Source organism: Citrobacter sp. Cc139, from assembly GCF_030334645.1.
Taxonomy (GTDB): Bacteria; Pseudomonadota; Gammaproteobacteria; order Enterobacterales; family Enterobacteriaceae; genus Citrobacter; species Citrobacter werkmanii.
Genome location: NZ_JAOWDM010000069.1, coordinates 166,885 through 183,699 on the forward strand (window position 1 = coordinate 166,885; position 16,815 = coordinate 183,699).

At 52.9% G+C, this 16,815-nt stretch carries 14 protein-coding genes; 7 read left to right on the top strand and 7 right to left on the bottom strand.

All coding sequences use genetic code 11. The annotated features are described in order from the left end of the window. Positions 1-49 precede the first annotated feature (49 nt). Both rsmJ and prlC read right to left on the bottom strand, forming a co-directional pair. Complete coding sequence (rsmJ, locus tag OGV69_RS05455) at positions 50-808, bottom strand: 16S rRNA (guanine(1516)-N(2))-methyltransferase RsmJ (protein ID WP_038635086.1); 759 nt, start codon at positions 806-808, stop codon at positions 50-52. An 8-nt stretch (positions 809-816) separates the two neighbouring features. Next, positions 817-2,859, bottom strand: coding sequence for an oligopeptidase A (gene prlC / locus OGV69_RS05460; RefSeq protein WP_051594491.1), 2,043 nt, complete (start codon positions 2,857-2,859; stop codon positions 817-819). A 208-nt stretch (positions 2,860-3,067) separates the two neighbouring features. Here prlC and OGV69_RS05465 point away from each other — a divergent pair, with 208 nt between their 5' ends. Then, entirely contained in the window at positions 3,068-3,910 is an 843-nt protein-coding gene (locus OGV69_RS05465) for a 23S rRNA (adenine(2030)-N(6))-methyltransferase RlmJ (protein WP_038635089.1), read from the top strand. Between the two features lie 104 nt (positions 3,911-4,014). Continuing rightward, the gene (gene gorA / locus OGV69_RS05470; RefSeq protein ID WP_042311770.1) at positions 4,015-5,367 is read left to right on the top strand and encodes a glutathione-disulfide reductase; all 1,353 of its coding nucleotides are present in this window, start codon (positions 4,015-4,017) and stop codon (positions 5,365-5,367) included. A gap of 85 nt (positions 5,368-5,452) precedes the next feature. Here gorA and OGV69_RS05475 read toward each other — a convergent pair whose 3' ends face one another. Next, on the bottom strand, positions 5,453-6,616 hold the full coding sequence (locus OGV69_RS05475) for a mandelate racemase/muconate lactonizing enzyme family protein (RefSeq protein ID WP_069323759.1): 1,164 nt from the start codon (positions 6,614-6,616) through the stop codon (positions 5,453-5,455). A 183-nt stretch (positions 6,617-6,799) separates the two neighbouring features. On the opposite strand from OGV69_RS05475, the gene OGV69_RS05480 reads away from it, so the two are divergent. After that, entirely contained in the window at positions 6,800-7,726 is a 927-nt protein-coding gene (locus OGV69_RS05480; RefSeq protein ID WP_069323758.1) for a LysR family transcriptional regulator, read from the top strand. Positions 7,727-7,791: 65 nt separating this feature from the next. Here OGV69_RS05480 and OGV69_RS05485 read toward each other — a convergent pair whose 3' ends face one another. Continuing rightward, positions 7,792-9,186, bottom strand: coding sequence for a cytochrome-c peroxidase (locus OGV69_RS05485; protein WP_227408971.1), 1,395 nt, complete (start codon positions 9,184-9,186; stop codon positions 7,792-7,794). 427 nt (positions 9,187-9,613) lie between these two features. On the opposite strand from OGV69_RS05485, the gene OGV69_RS05490 reads away from it, so the two are divergent. Next, a complete protein-coding gene (locus OGV69_RS05490) occupies positions 9,614-11,263 on the top strand; it encodes an alpha,alpha-trehalase (protein ID WP_069323756.1) in 1,650 nt (549 codons plus the stop codon). A gap of 27 nt (positions 11,264-11,290) precedes the next feature. Here OGV69_RS05490 and OGV69_RS05495 read toward each other — a convergent pair whose 3' ends face one another. Next, positions 11,291-12,880, bottom strand: a complete 1,590-nt coding sequence (locus OGV69_RS05495; RefSeq protein WP_069323755.1) for an STY4199 family HEPN domain-containing protein — start codon at positions 12,878-12,880, stop codon at positions 11,291-11,293. A 167-nt stretch (positions 12,881-13,047) separates the two neighbouring features. On the opposite strand from OGV69_RS05495, the gene OGV69_RS05500 reads away from it, so the two are divergent. Together OGV69_RS05500 and OGV69_RS05505 are read left to right on the top strand one after the other, a co-directional pair. Further along, positions 13,048-13,587: a GNAT family N-acetyltransferase gene (locus OGV69_RS05500; protein ID WP_069323831.1), complete on the top strand. Its 540-nt coding sequence runs from the start codon at positions 13,048-13,050 to the stop codon at positions 13,585-13,587. Positions 13,588-13,673: 86 nt separating this feature from the next. Then, the gene (locus tag OGV69_RS05505) at positions 13,674-13,997 is read left to right on the top strand and encodes a glycoside hydrolase family protein (protein WP_069323754.1); all 324 of its coding nucleotides are present in this window, start codon (positions 13,674-13,676) and stop codon (positions 13,995-13,997) included. Between the two features lie 45 nt (positions 13,998-14,042). On the opposite strand, the gene OGV69_RS05510 is transcribed toward OGV69_RS05505, so the two are convergent. Together OGV69_RS05510 and OGV69_RS05515 are read right to left on the bottom strand one after the other, a co-directional pair. Beyond that, on the bottom strand, positions 14,043-14,645 hold the full coding sequence (locus tag OGV69_RS05510) for a response regulator transcription factor (RefSeq protein WP_038635114.1): 603 nt from the start codon (positions 14,643-14,645) through the stop codon (positions 14,043-14,045). A gap of 364 nt (positions 14,646-15,009) precedes the next feature. After that, a complete protein-coding gene (locus OGV69_RS05515) occupies positions 15,010-15,768 on the bottom strand; it encodes an SDR family NAD(P)-dependent oxidoreductase (RefSeq protein ID WP_069323753.1) in 759 nt (252 codons plus the stop codon). Between the two features lie 119 nt (positions 15,769-15,887). Here OGV69_RS05515 and OGV69_RS05520 point away from each other — a divergent pair, with 119 nt between their 5' ends. Then, the gene (locus OGV69_RS05520; protein ID WP_069323752.1) at positions 15,888-16,787 is read left to right on the top strand and encodes a LysR family transcriptional regulator; all 900 of its coding nucleotides are present in this window, start codon (positions 15,888-15,890) and stop codon (positions 16,785-16,787) included. Positions 16,788-16,815: the final 28 nt, after the last annotated feature.

Genomic DNA, 16,815 nt, shown 5'->3' on the forward strand with positions numbered 1-16,815 from the left:
ATAATTGAGAATCGTAGGCCCGATAAGCGTTGCGCCATCGGGCAATCCGTTACTCCGTCAGAGGGGTTCCGGCATAAATATCAAACCGATGCCCTTTGGTCACCACCGCGTTAGGCGTGGCCACGTCAGCCAGCGGCGGCGCGTAGTCCGGGCGTTTCACCACCACACGTTTGGTTGCCAACTGACGCGCCGGTTCCAGCAAGCCGTCAGCGTCGAGATCCGGACCCACCAGCGACTGAAACACACGCATCTCTTTCTTTACCAGCGCGCTTTTTTGCTTGTGCGGGAACATCGGATCGAGGTACACCACCTGCGGGCGTGGGGTAATATCGGTTAACGCTGTCAGACTCGAGGCATGAATCAGCTGTAAACGTTCCTGAAGCCAGCCGCCAATTTCCGCATCGGCATAGCCACGCGCCAGGCCGTCATCGAGTAACGCGGCGACCACCGGATTGCGTTCCAGCATCCGCACACGGCAGCCGACGGAGGCCAGCACAAACGCATCTCGCCCCAGCCCGGCAGTGGCATCGACCACGTCCGGCAAATAATCGCCTTTAATGCCGACGGCTTTCGCCACCGCTTCACCACGACCACCGCCGAATTTACGTCGGTGCGCCATTGCCCCGCCGACAAAATCGACGAAGATGCCGCCGAGTTTCGGTTCGTCTCGCTTACGCAATTCCAGATGTTCCGGCGTCATCACCAGCGCCATCAGGTTGTCTTCATCATGCTCCAGCCCCCAGCGGGCGGCCAGAACAGATAAGGCGCCGTCTCCGGCGCCCGTTTCATCCAGTAAACAAATTTTCACGCGAACAATCAGCCCTTGATGCCGTAATGCGCCAGCATGGCGTCGAGCTGAGGTTCGCGGCCGCGGAAGCGTTTGAACAGTGTCATCGGCTCTTCCGAACCACCGCGAGTCAGGATGCTATCGAGGAACGACCGACCGGTTTCACGGTTAAAGATGCCCTCTTCTTCAAAGCGGGAAAATGCGTCCGCCGCCAGCACGTCGGCCCACAGGTAGCTGTAGTAACCCGCTGCGTAGCCGCCAGCAAAAATGTGGCTGAAGGCGTGCGGGAAGCGGCCCCAGGTTGGGCCCGGCACCACGGCGACCTGTTTCTTAATTTCGGCCAGCGTCTCAAGGACTTTCGCCCCCTGCTCTGGGTTAAACTCCGCGTGCAGGCGGAAGTCGAACAGGCCGAACTCCAGCTGACGCAGAATAAACAGCGCCGCCTGATAGTTTTTCGCCGCCAGCATTTTATCCAGCAGTTCCTTCGGCAGCGGTTCGCCGGTTTCATAATGGCCGGAGATAAACGCCAGCGCTTCCGGCTCCCAGCACCAGTTTTCCATAAACTGACTTGGCAGTTCGACCGCATCCCACGGCACGCCGTTAATACCGGAAACACCGGCAGTTTCGATGCGGGTCAGCATGTGATGCAGGCCATGACCAAATTCGTGGAACAGGGTGATCACTTCGTCATGGGTAAACAGCGCCGGTTTGCCGTTCACCGGGCGGTTGAAGTTACAGGTCAGATACGCAACCGGTTTTTGCAGCGTGCCGTCTGATTTACGCATCTGGCCGACGCAGTCGTCCATCCACGCCCCGCCGCGTTTGTGTTCGCGGGCGTACAGGTCGAGGTAGAAGCTGCCGCGCAGTTCGTTGCTTTCGTCATACAGTTCGAAGAAGCGCACTTCCGGATTCCACACGTCAACATCGGTACGCTCTTTCGCGGTGATACCGTAAATACGTTTTACCACTTCAAACAGACCGTTAACGGCTTTGTTTTCCGGGAAGTACGGACGCAGTTGTTCATCGCTGATGCTGTACAGATGCTGTTTTTGTTTCTCGCTGTAGTACGCGATATCCCACGGCTGCAGCTCTTCAACGCCACATTCGGCTTTGGCGAAGGCGCGCAGCTGGGCCAGCTCTTTTTCCCCCTGCGGACGGGCGCGTTTCGCCAGATCGGTCAGGAAGTCAAGCACCTGCTGCGGGTTTTCCGCCATTTTGGTGGCCAGAGATTTAAAGGCGTAGCTTTCGAAGCCCAACAGTTGCGCCAGCTCGTGACGCAGCGCGAGGATCTCTTCCATCACCGGGGTGTTGTCCCACTTGCCCGCGTTCGGCCCCTGATCGGAGGCGCGGGTGGAGTAGGCGCGATACAGCTCTTCACGCAGCGCCTGGTTGTCGCAGTAGGTCATGACCGGCAGGTAGCTTGGGATATCCAGGGTCAGCAGGTAGCCTTCCTGCTCTTTGGCTTCCGCCTGCGCTTTCGCCGCCGCCAGGGCGCTTTCCGGCATGCCGGAGAGTTCAGCTTCGTCGGTCACCAGCTTGCTCCAGCCCATGGTGGCGTCGAGCACGTTGTTGCTGTACTGGTTACCCAGCTCGGACAAACGGGTGGCGATTTCGCCGTAGCGCTGCTGTTTCTCTTTCGGCAGGCCGATACCGGACAGTTCAAAATCACGCAGCGCGTTATCGACCGCTTTTTTCTGTGCAGTGTTCAGGGTGGCGTAATGGTCGCCATCACGCAGGTCGCGGTACGCTTTGTACAGACCTTCATGTTGCCCAACCCAGGTGCTGTACTCGGAGAGCAGCGGCAGCGTTTGCTCGTAGGCTTCACGCAGTTCCGGGCTGTTTTTCACCGAGTTCAAGTGGCTGACCGGAGAGAAAATACGCCCCAGCACATCGTCCACTTCCGCAAGCCTCTGGCAGAGATTTTCCCAGGTGTACGGCGCGCCCTGCGCAACGACTCGCTCAACGTTTTCACGGCAATCGTTCAGCGCCTTAGTAACGGCAGGCACAACATGTTCGGGCTGAATTTTAGAAAATGGCGGCAGTTCGAAGGGAGTCAGCAATGGATTGGTCATTAGCGCGGTCCTGTTGAAAAGAGTGAATGAAGCGCGTATCCGGCGCTGTGCATATTAATTTGTACAATGGGGTTAAGTGTAGAGGATTTCAATGCTAACCGTGACGGAAAGACGCCCGGTGGCGCTGCGCTTACCGGGCCTACGGGTAATCTGTGCCGATCTGCTGTAAACTGTGGCAAATCGTCATTTCAGCGGAATTTCATTACCCATGCTCAGTTATCGCCACAGTTATCACGCAGGCAACCACGCCGACGTCCTTAAACACACCGTTCAGAGCCTGATCATTGAATCACTCAAAGAGAAAGAAAAACCGTTTCTCTATCTGGACACCCACGCTGGCGCTGGCCGTTATCAGCTGAGCAGTGAGCATGCCGAACGTACTGGTGAATACCTGGAAGGTATCGCCCGTATCTGGCAGCAGGACGATTTGCCTGCCGAGCTTGAACCCTATATTTCCGTGGTGCAGCATTTCAACCGTAGCGGCCAGTTGCGCTACTACCCGGGCTCTCCGTTAATTGCTCGTCAGTTGCTGCGCGAACAGGACAGCCTGCAATTAACCGAGCTGCACCCGAGCGACTTTCCTTTGCTGCGCGGCGAATTTCAGAAAGATGAACGCGCACGTGTGGCCAAGGCTGACGGTTATCAACAGCTAAAAGCAAAATTACCGCCGGTTTCCCGCCGCGGGCTGATCCTTATCGATCCGCCATACGAAATCAAAACCGACTACCAGGCGGTAGTGACCGGCATTAATGAAGGCTACAAACGCTTCGCAACGGGCACCTATGCGCTGTGGTATCCGGTGGTCCTGCGCCAGCAAATCAAGCGCATGATCCACGATCTGGAAGACACCGGTATCCGCAAAATTCTGCAAATTGAGCTGGCGGTGCGCCCGGACAGCGATCAGCGCGGCATGACGGCGTCCGGCATGATTGTGATTAACCCGCCGTGGAAGCTGGAGCAGCAGATGAACAATGTCCTGCCGTGGCTACATAGCAAGCTGGTTCCCGCAGGAACCGGACACACTTCCGTAAGCTGGATCGTGCCGGAGTAATCGCAGCCATCGGTGGAACCTTTTAATTTCAGGTATACAATCGCGAATATTTTGGCGGATGGCGTAACGCTTCTCCGCCCTACAATGAACATGAAGGAGCGGTCATGACCAAGCACTATGATTACATCGCTATTGGCGGCGGCAGCGGCGGTATTGCCTCCATTAACCGTGCGGCAATGTACGGCCAGAAATGCGCACTGATTGAAGCCAAAGAGCTAGGCGGCACCTGCGTTAATGTTGGCTGCGTACCGAAGAAAGTGATGTGGCATGCCGCACAAATCCGTGAAGCGATTCATATGTACGGCCCGGATTACGGTTTCGATACCACCATTAATAAGTTCGACTGGGATAAACTGATCGCCAGCCGTACCGCCTATATCGATCGCATTCATACCTCGTACGACAACGTGCTGGGTAAAAATAACGTTGATGTGATTAAAGGCTTTGCCCGCTTCGTTGATGCCAAAACCATTGAAGTGAACGGTGAAACCATTACTGCCGATCATATTTTGATCGCTACCGGCGGGCGCCCGAGCCATCCGAACATTCCAGGCGTGGAATACGGTATCGACTCCGATGGCTTCTTTGAGCTGCCAGCGCTGCCAAAACGTGTAGCCGTTGTTGGCGCAGGTTATATCGCCGTTGAACTGGCGGGCGTGATTAACGGCCTGGGCGCAGAAACTCACCTGTTCGTGCGTAAACACGCGCCGCTGCGCAGCTTCGATCCGATGATCGTCGAGACGCTGGTCGAGGTGATGAACACCGAAGGTCCGACTCTGCATACTCACGCAATTCCGCAAGCGGTCATTAAAAACGCCGACGGCAGTCTGACCCTGCAACTGGAAGATGGCCGTAGCGAAACGGTGGATTGCCTGATTTGGGCGATCGGTCGTGAACCAGCCACGGATAACTTTAACCTGGCCGTTACTGGCGTGAAAACCAACGAAAAAGGCTACATCGTCGTTGATAAATACCAGAACACCAGCGTGCCGGGGATTTATGCCGTTGGCGATAACACCGGTGCTGTTGAGCTGACGCCGGTTGCCGTTGCCGCGGGCCGTCGCCTGTCCGAGCGTCTGTTTAATAACAAACCGGACGAGCATCTGGACTACAACAACATCCCGACCGTGGTCTTCAGCCACCCGCCAATTGGCACCGTGGGCTTAACCGAGCAGCAGGCTCGCGAACAGCACGGCGATGACCAGGTGAAAGTGTATAAATCCTCGTTTACCGCGATGTACACTGCCGTGACTTCACACCGCCAGCCGTGCCGCATGAAACTGGTTTGCGTGGGTCCGGAAGAGAAGATTGTTGGTATTCATGGCATCGGTTTTGGCATGGACGAAATGCTGCAAGGCTTCGCGGTGGCGCTGAAAATGGGCGCGACGAAGAAAGACTTCGATAACACCGTTGCGATTCACCCAACGGCGGCAGAAGAATTCGTCACCATGCGCTAATTGCACAGGTGTAGACGCTATTCACTACACGCTCAAGTCACACCCCTCCGGCAACCGGAGGGGTGTTATGTCACCTCCGCCCGCGCTATTCGGCCAACGCACGCATCTCTTTAATCAGATCAGATTTCCCTTCAAAACCGATGCCCGGCAGTTCTGGCATGACGATATGCCCCTCTTCCACCTTCACTGAATCCGGGAAACCGCCGTACGGCTGGAACAGATCCGGATAACTTTCATTCCCACCGAGGCCAAGACCCGCCGCAATGTTCAGCGACATCTGGTGACCGCCATGCGGTATGCAGCGTGATGGGGACCAGCCAAACTGCGCCAGTACGTCCAGGGTACGCAGATATTCGACCAGACCGTAGGAAAGCGCACAGTCAAATTGCAGGTAGTCGCGATCCGGGCGCATGCCGCCGTAGCGCAGCAGGTTGCGCGCATCCTGATGAGAAAAGAGGTTTTCACCGGTCGCCATCGGGCCTGGGTAAAATTCTGATAGCGCGGCCTGGAGAGAATAATCCAGCGGGTCGCCAGCTTCTTCGTACCAGAACAATGGATAATCCCGTAGCATTTTGGCGTAGGCAATACCGGTTTCCAGATCAAAGCGGCCATTGGCATCGACGGCAAGACGCGCTTCTTCGCCAATTTCAGTCAATACCGCTTCGATACGGCGACGGTCCTCTTCCAACGATGCGCCGCCGATTTTCATTTTAACTACATTGTAGCCGCGGTTCAGATAGCCTCGCATTTCCTGACGCAGTGCGCTCAGGTCTTTACCCGGATAATAGTAACCCCCCGCCGCGTAGACAAAGACGCGTGGATTCGCCTCAACGCCCTTCATCTCAGCCAGCAGACGGAACAACGGCTTGTTGGCAATTTTGGCAACGGCATCCCAGATAGCCATATCCAGCGTACCCACAGCCACCGAGCGCTCACCATGGCCCCCCGGCTTTTCATTACTCATCATGACGTCCCAGATTTTATGCGGATCCAGGTTATCGCCTTCGGCATTCAGCAGACTTTCCGGGTCAGCGTCCAGAATGCGGTTACGGAAGCGTTCGCGGATCAATCCCCCCTGGCCGTAACGACCATTAGAGTTAAATCCGTATCCCACCACGCGACGACCCTCTATCTCAACGTCAGTCACAACGGCCACCAGACTGGTCGTCATCTTGCTGAAATCGATATAGGCGTTACGAATAGGGGAAGCGATGGGTTTGGTAATTTCTACAACATCGAGGATACGCATGTTTTCTCCGGCGGGTTCTTAGTCAGTTATGCTCGCACTTACACGCCTGTAAAAAGTGATAACTCATGCCGGTTTATTATTGGCATAATGCATCCAGGCAGCATTTAAGGACGCCATCGTCCTGTATTTCTCCATCTTAAGCAGTGCTCATTTACTGATCTAATGCCAAAGAGGCTGGCTGTAATGCAAAATCGGCATCACCTGGAACTCACCTGGCTTGAAGACTGCGTTGCGCTGGCGCAGTCACTCAATTTCTCTCGCGCAGCCGCTTCCCGATATGTGACGCAGCCCGCATTCAGTCGGCGCATTGTCTCGCTGGAAGAGTGGCTGGGAACGCCGATATTTGAGCGTAACCGCCGTGGCGTTAGCCTGACTCGTGCGGGGGAAGTTTTCGTCGCTCAAGTGCCCGAACTGATCCGGGCGCTATACACCCTGAGAAATGAAACCATTGAAGCGGCGGGAAATACCCGACCGGATGTTATTTTCTCCGCAACGCATTCCCTGTCGTTCTCATTTTTTCCGGCGCTGATGCGTAATAACGAAAAAATCGCCCGTTTCGGCTCATTTCGCCTGCTGTCAGACACGCTCAGCGCCTGTGAAAGGATGATTGAAAATGGGGATGCGCAGTTTCTGCTGTGTTATTACCACCCTCACATGCATATCAATCTTGATCAGACGAAATATCTCAGCGTTCGCCTTGGACAAGAAACGTTATTACCCTACTCCAAATGTGATCCCGGCTCTCATCAGCCGCTCTGGCAGGCTACGGGGGGCAAAAAATTTCCGTTCCTCTCCTTCTCTGCAGAATCCGGTCTGGGGAGGATCCTCTCGAACACGTCACCGGTGAATCATGCCCGACGCGGTATGGACATCGCCTTCACCGCCGATCTGGCCGCCACGCTGCTGGCGATGGTCAAAGCCGGGGACGGCATTGCCTGGCTGCCGGAAAGTCTGGCGGCTCCGGATGTTCAGGCCGGGACGATTGCCGCGGCGGCCCCACAGAAGAGCGGATTATGGATACCCATTGATATCCGACTGTTTCGGCCTGCGGGCAGAATGTCCAGAGCGGTAGAAGAATTGTGGGAAATATTCGTGGCCGAGCAGAGGTAAACACCCGCCAGGTAAAGGAGAATTATCCAGCCGGCAAAACGCGCCAGGCTGGATAGGGGCAATAATTATTTACCCTGCATATACGGCGTATAAATCCCGTTCAAACTTTCGAGGAACGCCACGATATCGTCGATATCTTCCTGCGGCAGTTCCTTACCCACCTGATAACGCAGCATCAGTTTGACCGCACCATCGAGCGTAGGCACATCACCGCGATGGAAATAAGGCGCAGTCAGCGCAACGTTACGTAATCCAGGGACTTTCTGACGTAGCTTGTCACGTAGTTCATTGGTAACGTTCATCCGGCCAATATCTGCGGCAGTGACTTCGCCGAAATTAAAGTCCTTTTTCAAACCTAATGGTTCAAATGAGCGTCCGCCTAAAATAATACCGCCATGACAGGTCGCGCACTTATTTTCCTTAAACAACTGATAGCCATGTTTTTGCTGAGCCGTTAACGCCTCCTCATCACCACGTAACCACTTATCAAACAGTGAATTTGGCGTGATCAGCGTTTTCTCAAATTCAGCAATCGCATCGGTAATATTATCTCCGCTGAATCCCTGTGGATAAACCGCAATAAATTCTTGCTTCAATAGCGGATCTTTATCCAGCTTCTGGATAATTTCATCCCAGGATTTAGATGCCATTTCAATCGGGTTCAACGGCGGACCACCTGCCTGCGCCTGTAATGTCGGCGCACGGCCATCCCAGAACTGTTCCACGTTAAAGACTGAGTTAAATACCGTTGGCGCGTTGATCGGCCCGACCGCTCCGCCTACGCCAATTGACGTTTTACGGCCATCCACACCACCCGCATTCAGGGCATGACAGTGCGCGCAAGAGATCGTGCTGTCGCCGGAAATACGCGGATCGTGATAAAGCGTAAAGCCAAGCGCCACCTTCCGGGCATCAGTCGGGATGCTTTCTGGTATTGGCTGTACGGGTTCATTACGATGCTGCGCGGCGGTATCTTTACTGGCGTAATACTGCTCACGCTGTTTGGCGACCCAGCCCAAAATGTCTTCGCGCTCCGCATCGCTCACCTTACCGGCCCAGTGCAGCGCGGTATAACGCGTCGGCGGCATGGTTTCGTACTGCATCACCCATTCAATTTTATTCAGGTCGCTTTGCGAAACGGGTTTATCCGCGACCAGCGCCGCACGAACGGCCTCAAGATTGAAGGATTTATATCCCAGTTGAATGTCGTAATTCATCAACTGCTTAGCGACAGGAAAAGAAGAATAGAAAGGTAATTCAGCCGAAGGGGTGTGACAATAATCGCACCCTTTTTCGCGCAAGAATCCTAAAACTTTATTATTTGCTTCCTGCGAAGAGGCCTGAACATCAGCCTGTTTGCTCCGTTGATTATCGTGATACCACACATAACCGGATAATCCAAAATAACAAATCACGATGCCAGCTATGGCAATCGCGGTAAGACGGGTAATGATTTTCATTATTTTACCCTCACCGTTGTGAGTTATTGTGACCCAGAAAAATTAGAATAATTAATGCACAGTCTTTGTCAGACTTGACCATCATAGGAAATGAGGGGATTACTATTTTGATAAGTATCAAGCAATTACATGGAGGAGAACTATCAATAGAATAGCCTGCGCCTATTATAGCGTTAAGCCATTAGCAGGTTTCGTTCACACCTCGTTGCAATCGAATGTTCTGAAAATGGAATATCTTCAGGTCGCGCACGATTCTGAATTATTCATTATTATCATTGGGATAGTTTAATTTTTTAAATAATGCTCAACACTAAAACGTGATCAACCGCACGCTTTACTCAGCCAATACCGAAGCGAATGTCTACGCTTAACTGACGACCGGGCAACAGCCTTACTATTTCACCGTCCATCGGAGGTCTTTCTCATTATGCTCAACCAGAAACTACCCCACGCCCCTTCTGAAGAACTGACGATCGACATCGATCTGCTTTATGAAATGGATCCGTGCGAGTTAAAGCTGGATGAAATGATTGAGGCAGAGCCTGAGCCGGAGATGATTGAAGGGCTGCCCGCCTCAGATGCGTTAACCCCGGCCGATCGTTACCTTGAGCTGTTCGAACATGTCCAGTCGTCGAAACTGTTTGCCGATAGCAAAACCTTCCCCGACTGTGCGCCCAAAATGGACCCGCTGGACATTTTGATCCGCTATCGCAAGGTCAAACGCCATCGGGACTTTGACCTGAAGCGCTTTGTTGAGAACCATTTCTGGCTCCCGGAAACACCCTCCAGCGAATACGTTTCTGACCCGGAAAATTCGCTGAAAGAGCATATCGATCAATTGTGGCCAGTGCTGACGCGCGAACCGCAGGACCACATTCCCTGGTCCTCGCTGCTGCCGTTACCGCAGTCATATATTGTGCCTGGCGGACGTTTTAGCGAAACCTACTACTGGGATTCCTATTTCACCATGCTGGGTCTGGCGGAGAGCGGTCGCGAAGATCTGCTGAAATGTATGGCGGATAACTTTGCCTGGATGATCGAAAATTATGGTCACATCCCAAACGGTAATCGAACGTACTACCTGAGCCGCTCGCAGCCGCCGGTCTTTGCGCTGATGGTGGAACTGTTTGAAGAGGATGGCGTACGTGGCGCGCGCCGTTATCTTGATCATCTAAAAATGGAGTACGCGTTCTGGATGGATGGCGCCGATTCGCTGGTGCTCAACCAGGCCTACCGCCACGTAATCAGAATGTCGGACGGATCCTTGCTCAACCGCTATTGGGACGATCGTGATACGCCGCGCGATGAATCGTGGCTTGAAGACGTCGAGACCGCCAAGCATTCAGGTCGACCGCCCAATGAGGTGTATCGCGATTTGCGTGCAGGCGCGGCATCGGGATGGGATTACTCCTCACGCTGGCTACGCGATGCAGGCCGCCTTGCCAGCATACGCACGACACAATTCATCCCAATTGACCTGAACGCGTTCCTCTACAAGCTGGAGAGCGCCATCGCCAATATTTCGGCGCTGAAAGGTGACAAAGAAGCTGAAGCGCTGTTTCGCCAGAAAGCCAATGACCGCCGCGATGCGGTAAATCGCTACTTATGGGATGATGAAAACGGCTGCTATCGCGATTATGACTGGCGACGTGAACAAATGGCCCTCTTCTCTGCCGCCAGTATCGTACCGCTGTATGTCGGCATGGCAACGCATGAACAAGCCGACCGGCTGGCCAATGCGGTACGCAGCCGCCTGCTAACGCCAGGGGGTATTTTAGCCACAGAACATGAAACCGGTGAGCAGTGGGATAAACCCAACGGCTGGGCGCCGCTGCAATGGATGGCTATTCAAGGTTTCAAATTGTATGGCGACGACCATCTCGGGGATGAAATTGCCCGTAACTGGTTGAAAACGGTGAATCTCTTTTACCAGGAACACCACAAGCTTATCGAAAAATACCATATTGCCGACGGCATGCCGCGCGAAGGCGGCGGCGGGGAATATCCGCTGCAGGACGGCTTTGGCTGGACAAACGGCGTGGTGCGCCGACTCATCGGGCTGTATGGCGAACCTTAGCCGCTGGCGGCCTGACTCCTCAGGCCGTTAGTTAATCGCATCGTAGAGTTCAGAATGAATTTTTTGCCACTTCTTGTTCTCCGGGCTGGGTTCTGCACGAGCGCGCAGCTGAGCCTGCTCAAGATCATACTGTTGACGTGCGATAACCGCCGGAACCGAACAAAAACTTTGCAGGTAGCTTTTGTGCAAGGAAGTGAGTGACGCCCCATTCGACATGGCATGACTGAGCGTACTCATAAACTGTCTGCAAGGTTTGCTCTCGTTCATCTGCGCAGGATAACGCAGCAGCAGTCTCAACACCTCGGTATTGCCCGCAGCGAATGCTTGTTCCGTCCACGCCAGCTTCCAGTCCATCCCGCCCTGCAGGAACAGTGACGTCACTCGGGTATCGTTGCGATCGATAGCCGCGCGCATGTTAAAGGCATCCCAGGTGATACCCATTCGGGTCACAGATTCCCGTGCGGAAGGTGCATCACGGCGCGGTTCCTCCTGCACAATTTCAACAGATTGTCCGGATGACGCCTGTGGCGCTGGCGAAGTGAATAACCAGAACGCACCCAGCGAAATCACCAGCACCATCACGCCGACCGCGACCCACAACATGCCTGAAATCAGCTGTTCACGCTCCTCCGCGGTGCGCTTTGCTCGCTTCTCCGGCGGATCAATACTGTCGGCGATTTCCTGTTTGTCGCCCCCCGCCTGCTCATCCTTTTGCTTTGCCATTTCCCAGAACTGGCGGACGGTCGTCTCATCAGACTCCAGATATGACGCGGGATTAACACGCGTACGCCTTTCTGCAAATGCCCGTTGTACAGGGTGAGTAATCTGTCGGTACTGACAATCCAGCAACATCAGTTGTACTGAGGTCAGCGGCTGCTGCGCGATGACGCCGTTGCGGGCCAGCCGGCAATCATCCAGAAACATACGCAACGTCAGACGTGGTTCGACAAACAACGTCAGCACCGAGGTGTCGTTAAAAATCTGGGTAAAGTGGCGTACAAACAATTTCTTATCCACGACCATAAGCGCCAGTTCGCTAAACATCATGCCGTCCAGCGCATCCCGACTGTCACCCAGTTTTAACCAACGGCGCAGGCGTTCCCCACCGAAGTGCTGTTTCAGGAAGCTGTTGAGTGGATGTTGATCCGGCCATACCCGTGCGATAAGCGATTTGAGCGTTAATTCTATGGCACGAAGCTGACGCTGCGCATGGATCTGTGCTTCCGGCTCTGCACGTTCAATCTCAGTTTCATACTTCAGTATGGGCTGTTGCTGACGCAATTGTTCCAGAGACGCCACGAAGCGTAGCGCAGAAATCAGCTGGTTTTCACTGACGTCCTGGCCATTTTCATACTGCGGCACGCTCTGCTGCAGATGACGCAGCCGCAGAGTGAACTGGCTCAATTGCGCATCATTCATCTGCAAACGTCTGGCGACAGCTCCCCAGCCGCCCAGATTCAATCTGGCCTGGTCAAGCTGCTCAAGGAACCATCGCGGCTCTTTACCCTCTGCGACATGCACGCCTAACAGCAGCAATATTTCTACCGATGCCTGACGGATGATCGCCAGACAACGTTCAAAGGGTGTACATGTCGCTTGTAATGCGCTATTGGTCATCATCTTCCCTAACAGGACCCAAAACGTGCGGCCTCACAATGGTATGTCGTTATTTTCTATAAAAGCAGATGTGTATCGACGTAGACTAAAACACATTCATATAGCAAATAAATCTGTTTTACAGTGACTTCCGCACAATCATGGAAAATTATTCAGGAGATATGTCCGTGCCCGTATTGAAAACATCGCGCCTGATCTGTCGTCCATTGAATATTGAAGATTGGGCGTTCTTTTTAACGTTACAGCAGAACGCTGATGTGATGCGCTTTGTCGCTGATACGCGCACAGAACAAGAGATACAGGCAGCCTTTCATTCACGCTTACCAGAGTGGTCCCCCGGCAGCCAGCACTGGCTTTGCCTGGTGCTGTGCGATAAGGCATCGGGAACGCCGCTGGGGGTGACTGGATATATTCATGAAAACAATGAATGTGCCGAGGTCGGTTTTTTGCTTACTCCCGAGGCACAGGGTAAAGGTTATGGCACTGAATCCCTGCATGCCGTTTGCGATTACGCATTTACCCACGGCGGACTCCGCCGGCTGACGGCCTGCGTCACCGCAGGAAACGAAGCCTCAAGACGTCTGCTGGAAAAGATTGGGTTCATTCACGAAGGTACGCTGTGGGAAAGCTATTGGCTACAACAAACCTGGCGCGATGACTGGCTTTTCGGCCTGTTAAAACGTGAATATCAGCCGCCAATGCCATAAGGCGTTTTGCTGTAAAAACTGGCTACATGGCAACTGGCGTAACGGAGTGGATTTCTTAAAATATATCTCTTTACTCAGAGAGTATTATGCCGCTCCGTTCAACGCACTTCACACCCGCCTGTGTCGCATTTATTAAGCAATGGCAAGGCCTGTCGCTGGAAAAGTATCAGGATAAACATGGAATTTGGGTGATAGGTTACGGGCATGAAATTGCCGCAGACGAAACCTTTGATACCCCAATTACGCTAATGCAGGCAGAAGCACTTCTGCTCGCCGATCTGCATCTCTGTGAGGCGTTACTATATGAAAAAAAACCGCAAATAAAAGATCGGTTTCAACAAGAGACGTTAATTGCGTGGATATTCAGCGTGGGAATAACCCGATTTAACATGACAGAAATTTGGCCTTAAGCTATTTCACAGCCAGAAATTTTCTGACTGTGAAATTTACGTCAATTAAATAGCGTCGTTTAACATCATTGCCGCCTGCGTACGATTTTTTACCTCCAGACGCTGGTAAAGCGACTCAAGATGGGCTTTTACCGTTCCGGTACTGATATTTAACAGTCGGCCAATTTGTTTATTCGACTCGCCCGCGGCCAGCATAGTCAAAATTTCTCGCTGACGCGCACTGAGCGATCTTATATTTTGGCGGCTACTCTCAGCCGCTGTAATACAGTCTCTGGGGATAAACATCATGCCCATCGCGACACTATTGAGCGCCAGTGTGAAGGTTTCCGCGTCAGAGTCACGTGGAACAATGGCCAGCACGTTTAATTGCGTGACCTCCTGTAGCCATCTTTTCCGGCAATCCGTTGCTGTTACCAGCACTTTTACCGCCGAATTGCGTTGCGCGATCTGTTGCAGCAAGCTGCGGCAGAACTCAGCATCAAGATCGCCATCCAGCATTACCATTGCATCAGGGTTGTCTTCCAGCTTCTGCCACAGGTCATCTGTCTGACTGACACCCTGAACATCCACTCCTGGAATACGTTGCTGTAAACTTACATTCATTCCATGAATAAATATTGACTGCCTGTCAAACATTATTAACTGCATTATTTATCTCCGTCTGAATAAGATATTAGCCTTAGCGCGCGGAAGGGTATTACCCATAGGGTAAAATAAGAAGTCACCATTTGGCGGGTGGGCCATTGTACCGATAGTCGTAGAAGAAAGAAGCAGAAATTATGATTAGTTACAGCTCAATCAACAGAATCACACAAAGAAACAAAACCAACGAAATATATTAAGTAAATTCTTATATTTTGACGCTCATGTATATTAATTAATATTAATTATATGCAGTCTATATTTTTGTCGAAAAATAAGGAATGCCAACCATCATTCAAATATGTTACAAAATAAAAAATCGCATTAAATGCTTATTCAGCCAATATCTGGCTGAATAAGACACGACGGGTTACAGGAACATTCCGCCGGAGACCTCAACACGCTGCGCCGTCATCCACGCCAGCTCATCGCTGAGCAACGCGGCAATCGCGTCACCGATATCATCCGGCAAACCAACGCGCCCCAACGCTGTTTGCGAAGCAATGTACGCATTCAGTTGCGCGTTATCCCGCACATTTCCACCGCTAAAATCGGTTTCTATCGCGCCGGGGGCAATAATATTGGCCGTAATTCCGCGCTCCCCCAGCTCTTTTGCCTGATAACGGGTTAACACTTCCATCGCCCCTTTCATAGCCGCGTATGCGCTGTAACCCGGCAGCGCAAAGCGCGTGAGTCCGGTTGACACATTGAGGATCCTGCCGCCTCTGTTCATCAGCGGTAAAAGGTTCTGCGTCAGGAAAAAAGGACCTTTAAAATGGATATTTAAAAGTTGATCAAATTGCGCTTCGGTGAACGCGGGATACGGCGCGTTAATACCAATCCCGGCATTGTTCAATAAATAATCAAAGCTGTCGCTTTGCCACTGGGTCTGTAAGGTTTCCCGCACCTGTTTTATAAACTGAGGGAATGTTGAAATATCCCCGACATTCAACGGTAATGCCGCTGCTTTACCGCCAGATTGGCGAATTTCATCCACAACCTGCAGCGCTTCTTTTTCATTGCTGTTCCACGTCAGGATGATACCGATTCCTTTGCTTGCCAGCTTAAGCGCCGCGTTTTTACCGAGTCCACGACCACCGCCGGTCACCAATGCGATACGTTGCGTCATAAGAAACCTCATTTCATGTGTAGTGAAGATTGAGACAGAGCTTATTAGGTGGTAGAAAAACAATAAATATCGCTGATTGCGCATTACTGTTTCATACAGAACAACAATAGGGCATGAGAATGGATAAAATTCACGCAATGCAGTTGTTCATCCGCGTCGCAGAACTGGAGAGTTTTTCGCGTGCGGCGGACACCCTTGGACTACCTAAAGGTAGCGTATCGCGACAAATCCAGGCCCTGGAAAATCATCTTGGCACGCAGCTGTTGCACCGCACCACCCGACGCGTCCAGCTCACACAAGACGGCATGATCTATTATGAACGCGCGAAAGATCTGCTAAGCAATCTGGATGAACTGGATGGACTATTCCATCACGATTCGGCCAGTATCAGCGGCAAGCTGCGCGTGGATATGCCGGTGGGCGTCGCGAGAAATCTGGTGATGCCTCGCCTGGCAGCCTTCTTGCATCAATATCCGGGACTTGAACTCGAACTCAGCAGCAGCGATCGGCTGGTAGACTTGATCCGCGAAGGTTTCGACTGCGTCGTACGCGTAGGTACGCTGAAAGATTCAGGGCTGATTGCCCGTCCGCTGGGTAAACTCACGCAGATTAACTGCGCCAGCCCAGAATATCTGGCCCGCTTTGGCTATCCGGAAAGCCTGGAAGATTTAGCCTCACATGCGGTGGTGCATTACTCGGTGAACCTGGGAACGCGTGCGCAAGGTTTCGAGGTGGCGACAGGCAACGGTACTCAATGGGTTAAAACCGGCGGCATGCTGACGGTGAACAGCACGGAAACCTATCATGCAGCGTGCCTTGCCGGCCTGGGCATTATTCAGGTGCCACGCGTCGGCGTACGCGATGCCCTGCGCGCCGGTACGCTGATCGAGGTGTTAGGGCAGTATCGTGCCGAGCCGATGCCGGTTTCTCTGCTGTATCCGCATCGCCGCAACCTCTCCCGCCGGGTTCATCTGTTTATGGAATGGCTGACCGGCGTAATGAAAGATTATGTGGACTGACAAGCTATACTGTCCTGAGAATGAACAG